Origin of the sequence: Streptococcus mitis (genome assembly GCF_026782895.1) — a bacterium.
GTDB classification, from domain to species: Bacteria; Bacillota; Bacilli; order Lactobacillales; family Streptococcaceae; genus Streptococcus; species Streptococcus mitis_CB.
This window is the reverse complement of sequence record NZ_JAKUXJ010000006.1, coordinates 93,862-106,869: the sequence shown is the minus strand read 5'-3', so window position 1 is coordinate 106,869 and position 13,008 is coordinate 93,862. Positions and strand designations below refer to the sequence as shown.

At 37.3% G+C, this 13,008-nt stretch carries 13 protein-coding genes; all 13 read left to right on the top strand.

Annotated elements, in window-relative coordinates; all coding sequences use genetic code 11:
* The first annotated feature begins 240 nt into the window (after nucleotides 1–240).
* Nucleotides 241–456: a hypothetical protein gene (locus tag MK480_RS08135; RefSeq protein WP_020903010.1), complete on the top strand. Its 216-nt coding sequence runs from the start codon at nucleotides 241–243 to the stop codon at nucleotides 454–456.
* 25 nt (nucleotides 457–481) lie between these two features.
* Nucleotides 482–1,243, top strand: coding sequence for a DUF6261 family protein (locus tag MK480_RS08130; protein ID WP_192855366.1), 762 nt, complete (start codon nucleotides 482–484; stop codon nucleotides 1,241–1,243).
* Nucleotides 1,244–1,457: 214 nt separating this feature from the next.
* Complete coding sequence (locus MK480_RS08125) at nucleotides 1,458–2,423, top strand: hypothetical protein (RefSeq protein WP_084925700.1); 966 nt, start codon at nucleotides 1,458–1,460, stop codon at nucleotides 2,421–2,423.
* Nucleotide 2,424: 1 nt separating this feature from the next.
* Entirely contained in the window at nucleotides 2,425–3,681 is a 1,257-nt protein-coding gene (locus MK480_RS08120) for a hypothetical protein (protein WP_084925701.1), read from the top strand.
* 20 nt (nucleotides 3,682–3,701) lie between these two features.
* Nucleotides 3,702–4,910, top strand: a complete 1,209-nt coding sequence (locus MK480_RS08115; protein WP_084925703.1) for a restriction endonuclease subunit S — start codon at nucleotides 3,702–3,704, stop codon at nucleotides 4,908–4,910.
* A gap of 13 nt (nucleotides 4,911–4,923) precedes the next feature.
* On the top strand, nucleotides 4,924–5,511 hold the full coding sequence (locus tag MK480_RS08110; RefSeq protein ID WP_142358431.1) for a hypothetical protein: 588 nt from the start codon (nucleotides 4,924–4,926) through the stop codon (nucleotides 5,509–5,511).
* A 37-nt stretch (nucleotides 5,512–5,548) separates the two neighbouring features.
* Nucleotides 5,549–7,150, top strand: a complete 1,602-nt coding sequence (locus MK480_RS08105) for a type I restriction-modification system subunit M (protein WP_261011261.1) — start codon at nucleotides 5,549–5,551, stop codon at nucleotides 7,148–7,150.
* A gap of 92 nt (nucleotides 7,151–7,242) precedes the next feature.
* Entirely contained in the window at nucleotides 7,243–7,647 is a 405-nt protein-coding gene (locus MK480_RS08100; RefSeq protein WP_261011262.1) for a YbgA family protein, read from the top strand.
* A complete protein-coding gene (locus MK480_RS08095; protein WP_261011263.1) occupies nucleotides 7,631–7,996 on the top strand; it encodes a TIGR02328 family protein in 366 nt (121 codons plus the stop codon). Before MK480_RS08100 ends, MK480_RS08095 begins: the two co-directional genes overlap by 17 nt.
* A 155-nt stretch (nucleotides 7,997–8,151) precedes the next feature.
* Nucleotides 8,152–8,517: a type II toxin-antitoxin system RelE/ParE family toxin gene (locus tag MK480_RS08090; protein ID WP_238095769.1), complete on the top strand. Its 366-nt coding sequence runs from the start codon at nucleotides 8,152–8,154 to the stop codon at nucleotides 8,515–8,517.
* On the top strand, nucleotides 8,507–8,800 hold the full coding sequence (locus MK480_RS08085; protein ID WP_000797746.1) for a helix-turn-helix domain-containing protein: 294 nt from the start codon (nucleotides 8,507–8,509) through the stop codon (nucleotides 8,798–8,800). The genes MK480_RS08090 and MK480_RS08085 overlap by 11 nt, the downstream gene beginning before the upstream one ends.
* Nucleotides 8,801–9,324: 524 nt before the next feature.
* The gene (gene metE, locus MK480_RS08080) at nucleotides 9,325–11,574 is read left to right on the top strand and encodes a 5-methyltetrahydropteroyltriglutamate--homocysteine S-methyltransferase (RefSeq protein WP_000108228.1); all 2,250 of its coding nucleotides are present in this window, start codon (nucleotides 9,325–9,327) and stop codon (nucleotides 11,572–11,574) included.
* Between the two features lie 103 nt (nucleotides 11,575–11,677).
* Nucleotides 11,678–12,544, top strand: coding sequence for a methylenetetrahydrofolate reductase [NAD(P)H] (gene metF / locus MK480_RS08075; RefSeq protein ID WP_084925713.1), 867 nt, complete (start codon nucleotides 11,678–11,680; stop codon nucleotides 12,542–12,544).
* The last annotated feature ends 464 nt before the right edge of the window (nucleotides 12,545–13,008 follow it).

The following is a 13,008-nucleotide window of genomic DNA, read 5'->3' as shown; positions in this document are numbered from 1 at the left end:
GTCTTTCCTAAAGTTTAGATGTATTCTAAAGCTAGAAGAGTTAAAATCTATAAATAGTAAGTGTCTCTATCTGATGGACGGTATGTATGTCCAGTCAGATAGGGATTTTTTAATTTGGAAAAGTCTGATTTGTCCTGAAAAGTACATTTTAGATGGAAATAATGACAGTTGAGCGGATGGGGATTAAAATGGTTTGAGAAACTGTTAGAATGAATGTATCAACTCAAAGGAGAAAAATTGATGAAGAAAGTTAAAGATGATGAGGATAGTATTCTATCGACACTTCCTTTATGGGGGCTTCTATTTTTGGTCTGTGTATTGTTTCAAGTCTTTGTATTTAAGGATAGACCTTTGATTCAACATGATAGACAAGGAAGCATTGTAAAAACAGATCAAGAACAGGTCTATCTTCCAGAACTAATCCAGTCTTGGTTTGATAAAGAAGACAATAAATGATTCGTTAAATAGAAAGGATATTATCATGACAAAAACATACGCTATTCGCCCACTTAGTTACAGCAACTTTACCAACCGTGAGTTTGAGAGCCTGATGATGGATACTCATCAAAGTTTGGCGACTTTTTCTAAGGCAAACAAGGATGAGGCTATGTATGCCAAACATCTGGAACCCTTCAAGACCAAGCTAGATGATTTTCAAGCTCAACTTGCGTCGGTGGAAACGAAAGAGTCTAGTAATCTGACAGAAGTCGATCGCAATCGTGATAGTGCCTTGGTTGGTCTCTTTACCCTTCATAGAGGATTTGCTAAGATTAAGGATGCCAAGCTTAAAGAAGCTCATGAAACTCTGAAACCAGTCTTTGCCAAGTACAAGGACATCACCAAGCACAGCAATGATGTGGAAACGGCAGAAATCAAGAGCTTGCTCAAAACGCTTGGTGAAACACCTTATCATGAGGCAGTGACCAGTCTAGGACTGACCCCTATGCTGACGGCGGTGGTCAATGCTCAAGAGGAATATGACCAAGTGGAGAGTAAGGCGCGTGCTTCTAAGTCTGCCAAGGAAGTTGGCAAGACCAGACAACTCCGTACCGAACTTTCAACCAGCTACGACCTTTTTATGCGCTATACCGCAGCCAGTGCAGAAGCCTATCCTGAAAAGGAACACCTGACTCAACTCCTCAAGGAACTCAATAGCATCCGAGATAGCAAGCGTCGTCTCATCACTAGTAGCAAGAAAGATAAAAAGACCAAACCAGCAGAACCAGCCCAAGCAGCAGGATAAAGACAACCCCTTAGAAGCAGATTTCTAAGGGGGATTTTTGTAGTTTCGTGGTATAATTTTATTATGAGATAGTGGAGGAGTAAAGTTTGAAAAAATTAATATTTTAATCTTATTTTGAGGATTGTGTTTATATTGAAAAAATCAATTTACAATGTATAAAATAGAAAATTACTATATAAAAAAAATTAAAATTTAAAAACAGAAAGTAAAAAATATGAAAAGAAAAATAGCTGTATACGACATTACTGAAACCATAACTGAGATTAACTTGTCAGATAATCCAGAAAAGATTTTTAATATAGCAACTATTTTTAATACAATAGTTGGAGATGAAAGTATCAGATCACATAGTACTATTTCTGCGGAATTTAAAGATGAAAGTAGTATTCTAAAAGCATACAATGAGGATAGAGAAAACTTTGATATTGGCTCATTTGCTGAAAAATTGTTGCTTGCAGAATGTAGTGAAAGTAGTGGTAAAAGAAAATCGACTGTGAGAGAAGGTTACCTGTTTATTTTAGAGAAAGAAAAGGAATTAATATTATTAAAGTTAGAGAAAACTCTTGTAGCAAATAAAGAAACATTTGAGTTTGAAGGCCAGCTGGGGACGGATAAAAGTTACTATAAAGTTTGTATTCTATCTACAGAATTAAATAATATTGCAGTTATAGATAAGAGTCGAAAAGTAGCAAATTATTGGTTGGATAGCTTTCTAGGCTTACAAGAAGTAAGAAATAAAAAGATCAATACATATGATTTGTTAGAATTGATTGAGTCAAAGGAATTATTCTCTGAGGAAATAGCAAGACTTGAAAATATCGATGATATTATGAGAGAGTCAAAAAAATATATATTTAACAGTAATATATTTGATAAGAGTGGACTTGTTGACTCTTTAAATGATAGTGGTTTAATAGATATTTCTACTCATGTTGAAAATTTTGAATTGCAATTTTACTCTGATAAATCCAGTAAGTTGGATTACAGTTTTGAAATTGATGAAAGAGTATTAAAGGATCATTTTAAAAGTGAGATTAGAATCTCTAAAGAAACTGTAATTAAGACAGATAATTTCGAGAAACTTATTTTGGATGGGGGAGTTTCACTGGTAAATGATGAGATTAGACTAGTAGTTGATCGAGAATGTCTTGAAGAAATTAGACAAAAACTAGGTGAATAACATGCCAAATTGGAATAAACTTTCTTATGAAATAGAAAATACACCCAGCAATAGTATACTAATACAAAATTTAAAAGCTTTTGGGATTGTAAAGAATGATTCGGATAGAAATATTTATAGTGTTCAGACTTTGGGGTTAGAATCAGTAATATTCAATTTAGAAGATTACATTGATAATCAAATGATGTTCCAAAGTAATGTCAGATATTTTCAAAGAAAAAATTTTTCAAAAGATGTTAGAATCATTAATAAGAATAGTCACAACACTTGGATTGAGGAAAAGAAAAATTTATCTGATGAAATTATAAAAATAAAAAAAATGTTAAGCAGCAACAATATTAATATAGATGTTGATAATAAGCTTTTATATAATATTCCAATATCAATTTTGGATTCAAATAGCCAAATCTCTAAAGTAAGAAAGTCAAAATATATTTGTCTGATGTTATTATTTAGTAATTTTACTAATTACGAAAATGATAGATTCAAATTTAAACTAGTTATAGATAATAATGAGATTACAGATGATTATTGTTTTGAAGCTAGCATTCCAGATAAACAACTTGAATATTTAGAAGAATTATACTCTTGGATTATTGACGATGGCGATAACTATATACAAAAACTGAGTATTGTAAGATCGGTTCTCTTAAAAAATAAGTCATTTACTATAGAAAATAGCTTGTTAAATTCAGTAAAAAGTATTTTTCAAAGAATAATTAATTCTAATGTAGATAGATACTTTAACCAAGTTGCTCTATTAAAAGATGATTTTTTAAAAATTGTAGAACGAGAAAATGACATCTACCAATCATTACATCTTAAATTAATAGGTTGGTTTTCTGCTTTAGCGCTACTTGTTTTTGACAAAATTAAGGATTATTCAGGGAGTGACATCTTCTATAAATTGTTAATGTCAGATAGCCAAAAAACAGAGTTACTGATAATTATGTTAATTTTTGCTCTTGTATTTATTTTAATTATTTACGTTTTAGAGATAAGGAAAAATCAAGATGAATATATAAAATTAAAATTATTCTATACAAACAGCTTAATGTTTGATGATGGGGATTTTGAAGAAAAAATAAAATCACCTTGTCTTGATTTTAGATATATTTTGTTCATGCTATGGATTGTCGCTATACTGTTTTTAAAATTATTTACTTTTAACAGGAATTTTATCTGCTATTCTGGAGTTTTAACACTAGCTTTTTTACTTTTATTTGGAGTTATTAAATTAAAAAAAGATAAAAATTGAAGAGGATTAAGGAGTCACCATTGGACAGAAAAAAGAATGTACCAAAAACTAGGTTTCAGAATTATGAAGATGAATGGGTGTATAGTACTATAGGACACCATATTTCTTTGTTAAATGGGCGTGCTTATAAACAGGAAGAACTACTAGATGATGGAAAATATAAAGTTCTCAGAGTGGGAAATTTTAATACTAATAGCAAGTGGTATTATTCAAATTTAGAGCTTGAAGATAATAAGTATGTAAATAAGGGAGAACTACTTTATCTATGGGCAACTAATTTTGGACCAGAAATATGGATGGAAGGAAAAGCAATTTATCATTATCATATCTGGAAACTTGAATTTGATAAGACCAATATCAATCAGGATTACTTATATATTTGGCTAGAGAGTGATAAGAATAAAATCCAACAAAATACCAATGGTAGTACAATGGTTCATATTACAAAAAATATGATGGAGGAGAGAAGAATTTCACTTCCTAGTCAAGAAGAACAATCCGTCATCGGCTCCCTCTTCCGCACCCTCGACGACCTTCTTGCAAGCTACAAGGATAATCTCACAAACTACCAATCTCTTAAGGCGACCATGCTATCCAAGATGTTTCCCAAAGCTGGACAGAGAGTTCCTGAGATTCGTCTGGATGGATTTGAAGGTGAGTGGGAAATTGTTAAATTAGGAGACAATTGTAGAATTATAACTGGTGGAACACCTAGAACTGGTGTAAAGGAATTTTGGAATCCAAAAGAGATTCCGTGGATGTCCTCAGGAGAAATTAATAAGAAGATTTTAAATGAAACTGAAGAAAAGATATCTTGCATTGGACTAGAAAATTCTAGTGCAAAATGGGTTAAGCAGAATTCAGTTTTAATTGCATTAGCAGGTCAGGGGCAAACTAGAGGTAGAGTAGCAATTAATAAGATACCACTAACCACAAATCAATCAATTGCAGCGATTGAAACAAATAGCAATATTGATTTTTTATTCTTATATACAGATTTAGGAAGACGATATGATGAGCTACGTTTAATTTCATCAGGTGATGGAACACGTGGTGGTTTAAATAAAATGATAATTTCTAGATTGGAATTAAATATTCCAAGTATTGAAGAACAACAAGCCATAGGCTCATATTTTTCAAACCTAGATAATCTCATCAACTCTCACCAAGAAAAAATTTCTCAATTAGAAACACTCAAAAAGAAGCTCTTGCAAGATATGTTTATTTAAGGAGGAAATGAATTTGAATGATTTATTTCAGCACTTTGAGTTTACTTTGTTAGTTTATTCTGCTTTATTTTCGCTCATAGGTTCTTTTATAGGATTTCTATTGCAAGTAATCGTTTCAACTAGTTTATCCAATAGAGGAAAAGTTAAGATTTATATTAAGTCGACTTCCCATAAACTAATAAGCAGAGTTTGGGGATTTGATAATTCAGTAAATGGAATGGTCTTTGGAGTTCCTTTGTCAATTGAGCTTCATAATACAAAGTCTAGAAAGCAAATTATTAGAAATATGAATCTTGTTCTGTACGATAGAGGCGAACAGGTTAGAAAGATGAGACAAGTTACTTTTTCTGAAAAAGCAAATGAGAAATTCTTTTATGGTGAGAATGGAGCGTATTCATTTCTAATTGATGCTTATGAAATAAAAAGATTTGATCTATATTTTGCTATTTCTCAAAAAGAATTTAATAGTGATTTTGATGAGGTTAGAATATCATATTTTGATTCTAAAGATAAATACCATGAGTTTAAAATTTTTGAGATTAGTGAACCATGGATTATATCCAAGAACAAGACCGATGATGATTGGAGAGCTATAAACTAACATCAATATCCTTGGAAAAAACTTAGAAAGAAACATTATGGAAACAACACAAACGTCCCAGTCGCTCTACCAAGCCCTGTGGAACTCAGCGGATGTTCTCCGCTCTAAGATGGATGCCAACGACTACAAGTCCTATCTCTTGGGTATGGTCTTTTATAAGTACCTGTCAGATAAGATGCTCTTTTTCGTGGCGGAAACTATGGAGGAGGGGAGTGAGAGTCTAGAGGATGCCCTTGAGGTCTATCGTAACTACTATGAGGATGCGGACACTCACGAGAATCTTCTTGCAGTTATGAAGGACGAACTCAACTATAGTATCAAGCCTGAGTTGACCTTTACGGCTCTAGTAGCACGTGTCAATGAGGGGACTTTCCAGTTGGAAGATTTGGCTCAGGGTTTTCGAGATATTGAGCAGAGTGATGAACTCTATGAAAACCTCTTTGAAGATATTGACCTCTATTCCAAAAAGCTAGGGGCGACTCCGCAAAAGCAAAACCAAACGGTGGCGGCGGTCATGAAAGAGTTGGCTGTGCTAGATGTGGCTGGTCATGCTGGTGATATGCTGGGGGATGCTTATGAGTATCTGATTGGTCAGTTTGCGACTGACTCGGGTAAGAAGGCTGGTGAGTTCTATACTCCTCAGCCTGTTGCCAAACTCATGACTCAGATTGCCTTTTTGGGTCGTGAGGACCAGCTAGGCTTTACTATCTATGATGCGACTATGGGGTCTGGATCCCTCTTGCTCAATGCAAAGAAATACTCTCATAAACCGCAGACAGTAGTCTACTTTGGTCAGGAGCTCAATACCTCAACCTATAACTTGGCTCGGATGAATATGATCCTACACGGTGTTCCTGTTGAAAATCAATTTCTCCACAATGCCGATACACTAGATGAAGACTGGCCTACTCAAGAACCGACTAACTTTGATGGTGTTCTCATGAACCCTCCCTACTCTGCCAAGTGGTCTGCTAGCCCTGGCTTTATGGCGGATCCTCGTTTCTCTCCTTTTGGGAAACTGGCACCCCAGTCCAAGGCTGACTTTGCCTTTCTTTTGCATGGTTACTACCATCTCAAGCAGGATAATGGAGTCATGGCTATCGTCCTTCCCCACGGTGTTCTTTTCCGTGGCAATGCGGAAGGAACCATTCGTAAGGCCTTGTTAGAAGAAGGTGCCATTGACACGGTTATCGGTCTACCTGCTAACATTTTCTTTAATACCAGCATTCCGACCACGGTTATCATTCTCAAAAAGAACCGTACCAATCGTGATGTCTACTTTATCGATGCCTCTAAGGAGTTTGATAAGGGGAAAAATCAGAATATCATGACAGATGCTCATATCGAGAAGATTCTGGAAGCCTACAAGTCTCGTGAGGAGATTGACAAGTTTGCCCATCTGGCAAGCTATGAGGAAATCGTCGAAAATGACTATAATCTCAATATCCCTCGCTATGTAGATACCTTTGAGGAAGAAGAAGTCGAGCCACTGACAGATATCGTCAGCAAGATTAACACGACAAATCAAGCAATCCAAAACCAAACAGTTTCTCTACTTGAAATGCTCGGTCAACTACACGGAACCACACCAGAAGCCGATGCTGAACTCAAAAAGTTTTTGAAAGAGTTTAAAGGGTGATGAGAGTAATTGATTCGCTCATAATTCGCTCATTTTTAAGATATAACTTTGTTTCCATATTTCTGGGGAACTAGTAAAAAGTAAGGAGAAATATGGAAAATAACAACCAACGTGCCCTTTGCCAGCAACTCTGGGCGAGAAACAAATACCTCGTATTGAGCCATTCCAGCAATATTTACAATGAGATTCGTCAATACTTGAAGAATGAAGAGGTGGAGGTCAGTCATGTTCAAGAACTGATTGATCGTGCCTGCCAGATTCCAGAACACAGAGGTCAGGTTTGCAATGCCTTTCAGCATATTTGGGGCTATTTCAAAAAGAAAGCGACAGATGCTGAGCGTAAGGACTACATGCTCTTGCTGGATCGCTACCGCTTTGGTCAGGCTTCTAAGGAAGACTTGATTACTAAGACTCGAGACTTGCTTGATCGCTATCCAAATACCTATTTGCAACAATCGACTTTACTGAAAGGAGATTGTCATGAGACTTTGGCATGAGGCTTTGATTTCACAGCTTCCTCGTCCTCAACTCTTGGGGCAACATCGAGAGTGTTGCGCCCTGCGTGGCAATGGCTGGGGTAGAAAGCATGCGACGGTGGACTATGTCTTTACCCACTCGCCCTATCGTCTCTATGCCTATCATCGCTTGATCATGAAGGAAATGGCTGACCGAGGCTATAAGGTCAGTCCAGAGTGGATGGATAAAAACTATCGTGGTAAGATTTGTCCTTCTTATGAGGATTTACCTGAGGAGACTTTGACGAGACCTATTTACAAGGAGCACGATGCTGCCTACTTTGAGGAGTGCCTGGACAATCTCCGAGAGAAGGGGATTGAGCTGGAGTAAACGTAAGGATTACAGCACTTTATAACTCTTCTCTTAATTTTTTCGAATAATAAAGATGAGACCTTTAGAGTTTTTCTAAGGTCTTCTTTTTATGAGTGTTCAGATTTACTTTTAATAACTTTTGAGTTATAATTTAATTAGAAAGAGGTTGCTTGGTGCATACGATTTACTTCTATAAGGACAAAAAAGGAAACGAGCCAGTTTTGGATTATATGAGAGAATTGGCTAGTCAGAAAAGTAAGGATAGTCGCATCAAACTCAATAAACTAAATGACTATATCGAGTTGCTTAGTCAGCATGGGACGAGAGCTGGGGAACCCTATATGAAACACTTGGAAGATGAGATATGGGAACTAAGACCTTTGAGAAATCGAATTTTATTTATAGCGTGGCTTGATGGTAGTTTTGTTCTTTTACATCATTTTGTCAAAAAGACTCAGAAAACTCCTAGAAGAGAAATTGAAAAAGCCAAGCGTGAACTGAAGGACTTAAAAGAAAGAGGGTTAAGTGATGAAGAATAGTGCTATTGGAAGTAACTGGAAGGATGTCCGGTCAGAACTCTTTACCAAGGAGGAAATCCTTGAAAGTGATATGCGAGTGGCTATCATGAGTGAGTTGATTGAAGCCAGACATGAGCAAGGAATCAGCCAGAAAAAGCTAGAAGAACTCAGTGGAGTGAGTCAACCTGTCATAGCTAGGATGGAAACAGGAAAGACTAGCCCCCAGTTGGATACAGTCTTGAAAGTTTTAGCCAGTTTAGGAAAGACACTAGCAGTAGTCCCCCTCGAACAGAGAAAGAGTTGATAGGAAGAACTTGGAAAACTTTAACAAATTTAATAGTTATAGTGCCTCAAGTGTATAATATAGAAAAATTATGCTTTATTTATATCAAGTGCGAACGAAGTGAGCTTTTAGCGGATATTTCCCGCTATAGTGGTATTCTAGATAATAATTTATTATTATCTAGAACGGAATTTTTGAGACATTCTGGCTCAAAAATTAGGGATGAAATTACGAAGTAAGTTGCTCCCGTCCGCACTTTTCAGGGAAATATCAGAATTACAAAAGAAAAATCAACCTATAGTCTTTTCTAATAACAAGCCATAGTCACTTATAAGAATTACTAATAAGGCGTTTGAAGAGCTTAACTGCAATAGAGCTATAAAATAAGATATACAAAGGATTTGAGACATTTGTCTCAAGTCTTTTTCTTTTGTTTAAAACAGAGATATAGTTTCAAACTATATCAAAGCCTAATTTTTTACAATTATACAGATGATTCCTTTTCTGTTAAGATAGTTTCAACAACAAATTTTGGAGGACACATCATGTCAACTACAATCATCGGTTTCCCTCGTTTGGGCGAATTCCGCGAATTAAAATTTACAACTGAAAAATACTTTAGAAAAGAAATCTCAGAAGAAGAACTCTTGGCGGCCGCAAAAGATTTGCGTGCTAAACACTGGAATATCGTCAAAGAAAAAGGTATCACTGAAATTCCATCAAATGACTTCTCTCACTATGACAACTTCCTAGATGCAGCTTTCCTTTTCAACGTGGTACCTGCTTCAGTTCAAAACTTGGACTTGTCTGACCTTGAGCGCTACTTCGCTTTGGGGCGTGGTTATCAAGGAGAAAAAGGGGACGTTCGCGCCCTTCCAATGAAGAAATGGTTCAACACCAACTACCACTACATCGTCCCTAAATTTGAAAAAGACACTCAAGTCAAATTGGCTGGTCACAAGATTTTTGATGAGTTCCAAGAAGCCAAAGAACTTGGATTGAACACTCGTCCAGTTCTTGTAGGTCCATTTACTTTCCTTCAATTGTCAGACTTTGAAGAAGGCGTGAAAGCAGAAGACTTCGTAGACAGCTTAGTGGCTGCTTACCAAGAAGTTTTTGCTAAATTGGCAGAACTTGGTGCGACTCGCATCCAATTGGATGAAGCGGCTCTTGTTAAAGACTTGACAGCTGAAGAAAAAGCTCTCTTCTTGAACCTTTACAACAAACTTTTGGCTGACAAAAAAGGTCTTGAAGTCTTGCTTCAAACTTACTTCGGAGACGTTCGTGACGTTTACGCTGACCTTGTAAACTTGCCAGTAGATGCTATCGGTCTTGACTTTGTTGAAGGTAAGAAAACTCTTGAACTCGTTAAAGGTGGTTTCCCAGCTGACAAGACTCTTTATGCAGGTATTGTCAATGGTAAAAACATCTGGCGTAACAACTACGAAAAGAGCTTGGCTGTTCTTGAGCAAATCCCAGCTGAAAACATTGTCTTGACAAGCTCATGCTCACTTCTTCATGTGCCATTTACAACTGCTAATGAAGAATTTGAACCAGCAATCTTGAACCACTTTGCCTTTGCAGTTGAAAAATTGGATGAGATTCGTGATTTGGATGCTATCCGCAATGGTCAAGGTGAAGAAGCACTTGCAGCCAACAAAGAACTCTTTGCGACTGAGCGTGTTGGTGAAAATGCGGAACTTCGTGCGCGTATCGCTGGCTTGACAGACGCAGACTACACTCGTTTGCCAGCCTTTGCAGAACGTGAAGCTATCCAAGAAGAAGCTTTCAAACTTCCAGCTCTTCCAACAACAACTATCGGTTCATTCCCTCAAACAAAAGAAGTTCGTGCTAAGCGTTTGGCTTACCGTAAAGGTGAATTGTCTCAAGAAGAGTACGACGCTTTCCTTGCTGAAACAATCGATGAATGGATCAAATGGCAAGAAGATATCGACTTTGATGTCCTTGTTCACGGTGAATTTGAGCGTAACGACATGGTTGAGTACTTCGGTCAAAACTTGTCAGGTTACCTCTTCTCTAAAAATGGTTGGGTACAATCATACGGTATGCGTGGAGTTAAACCACCAATCATCTGGGGTGATGTAACTCGTCTTAACCCTATCACTGTGAAATGGTCTAGCTATGCACAAAGCCGTACAAACAAACCTGTTAAAGGTATGTTGACTGGACCTGTTACCATCCTCAACTGGTCATTCCCACGTGAAGACATCTCTATCAAGGATTCTACTCTTCAAATTGCTCTTGCTATCAAGGATGAAGTTCTTGACCTTGAAGCTGCTGGCGTGAAGATCATCCAAATCGACGAGGCTGCTCTTCGTGAGAAATTGCCACTCCGTCGTAGCGACTGGTACGAAGACTACCTTGACTGGGCTATTCCTGCCTTCCGCTTGGTACACTCAACAGTAGCGCCAGACACACAAATCCACACTCACATGTGTTACTCAGAATTTACAGATATCATCCCAGCTATCGACAACATGGATGCAGATGTTATTTCCTTTGAAGCTAGCCGTTCAAACCTTGAAATCTTGGACGAACTCAAAGCGAAAAACTTCCAAACAGAAGTGGGACCTGGGGTTTACGATATCCACTCACCTCGTGTACCAAATGAAGGCGAAATCGACAATACAATCGAAGCCATCCTTGCTAAAGTGCCAAGCAAGAAAGTTTGGATCAACCCTGACTGTGGTTTGAAAACACGTGGTATTCCAGAAACAAAAGAAAGCTTGATCCGCCTTGTTGAAGCAGCTAAAGCTGCGCGTGAGAAATTGTAAGATAAGGATTTCTCAAGAAGCGCTGTTTGGTCAATCTGCCTGTTTCACTTGGATTCTAGGAATCCAGCTAACGAAAAAAATCAACTAGAAAAGGATAAGGACTATGTCACGCCAAACACCGTCACTCTCATTTGAAGTGTTTCCTCCCAACCCAGCTGTGGGTAATGATAAAATTATTTCTGCTCTTCAAGATATGCAGGAGTTGGCTCCCCACTTTATCAGTGTGACTGCTAGCAATAATAAATTTAATATCAAGGAAACGACGGTCCGTTTGGCCGACTTTATCCAAAATGATTTGGCGATTCCGACTATTGCTCACTTGCCAGCCATCTATTTGACCAAGGACAAGGTTGCTGAAACTATTGCAGACTTGGACAAGGTTGGGGTGCAGAAAATCTTGGCCTTGCGTGGGGATATTATCCCTGATGTGGAGCCGCAAAAGGATTTCCGCTATGCAACTGACTTGATTGAGTTCATCAAGGAACAAGCCCCTCACTTTGATATTGTTGGTGCTTGTTATCCAGAAGGCCATCCAGATTCACCAAATCAGATTTCAGATATTCAAAATCTTAAGAAGAAAGTGGATGCAGGTTGTTCGAGCCTTGTAACCCAGCTTTTCTTTGACAATGAGCGCTTCTATGATTTCCAAGACAAATGTACTTTGGCTGGGATTGATATTCCCATTCATGCAGGGATTATGCCAATTCTGAATCGAAATCAGGCTCTCCGCCTCTTGAAGACTTGTGAGAATATCCATCTTCCACGTAAATTTAAAGCCATCTTAGACAAGTATGAGCATGACCCTGAGTCGCTCAGAGCAGCAGGACTTGCCTATGCGGTGGACCAAATCGTGGACTTGGTAACTCAGGATGTTGCCGGTGTGCATCTCTACACTATGAACAATGCAGAAACAGCAAAATACATTCATCAAGCAACCCATGCCTTGTTTAATCATCAGTCTCTAGGATAATAAAAAGCAAACCATTCTTCTCAGCTGAGGGGAATGGTTCCTTTTTAATGGTAAAGACCGCACTTTTTAAGAAAAATATGATAAAATAGACTCTGTACGTACTTGATACAAAGATGAGGGTATTTAGGTTGTAGAAGTTTGTTTAAAGTTGATTATTTTTTAAACAAAATCTGATAATGTATGTCTCAAAAAACACGAACGGAGTGAGTATTTAAAAGATATTTCACGCTATCGTGGTATCTTAGATGATAACAGTATTATTATCTAAGACTGGATTTTTGAGAGTAAAACAGTTCGGGAAACTATTTTAGCCTGAGCATAGAAATGAAAAGGCGAAGTAATTAAAAATTACCATTGAAATTCCACTGGATAATTTTACCTCCCGTCCGCACTATTTCAGGGAAATATCAAAAAAATTCTTAATTGAATTTTGGCCTCATTTCTTAGGAAAAAAGATAAGCTTC

Excerpts from the sequence above, each read along its gene's own strand:
- MK480_RS08105 (WP_261011261.1), top strand. The coding sequence starts at position 5,549 with ATGGAAACAACACAAACGTCCCAGTCGCTCTACCAAGCCCTGTGGAAC.
- MK480_RS08120 (WP_084925701.1), top strand. The coding sequence starts at position 2,425 with ATGCCAAATTGGAATAAACTTTCTTATGAAATAGAAAATACACCCAGC.
- MK480_RS08135 (WP_020903010.1), top strand. The coding sequence starts at position 241 with ATGAAGAAAGTTAAAGATGATGAGGATAGTATTCTATCGACACTTCCT.
- MK480_RS08130 (WP_192855366.1), top strand. The coding sequence starts at position 482 with ATGACAAAAACATACGCTATTCGCCCACTTAGTTACAGCAACTTTACC.
- MK480_RS08100 (WP_261011262.1), top strand. The coding sequence starts at position 7,243 with ATGGAAAATAACAACCAACGTGCCCTTTGCCAGCAACTCTGGGCGAGA.
- metF (WP_084925713.1), top strand. The coding sequence starts at position 11,678 with ATGTCACGCCAAACACCGTCACTCTCATTTGAAGTGTTTCCTCCCAAC.
- MK480_RS08095 (WP_261011263.1), top strand. The coding sequence starts at position 7,631 with ATGAGACTTTGGCATGAGGCTTTGATTTCACAGCTTCCTCGTCCTCAA.
- MK480_RS08085 (WP_000797746.1), top strand. The coding sequence starts at position 8,507 with ATGAAGAATAGTGCTATTGGAAGTAACTGGAAGGATGTCCGGTCAGAA.
- MK480_RS08125 (WP_084925700.1), top strand. The coding sequence starts at position 1,458 with ATGAAAAGAAAAATAGCTGTATACGACATTACTGAAACCATAACTGAG.
- metE (WP_000108228.1), top strand. The coding sequence starts at position 9,325 with ATGTCAACTACAATCATCGGTTTCCCTCGTTTGGGCGAATTCCGCGAA.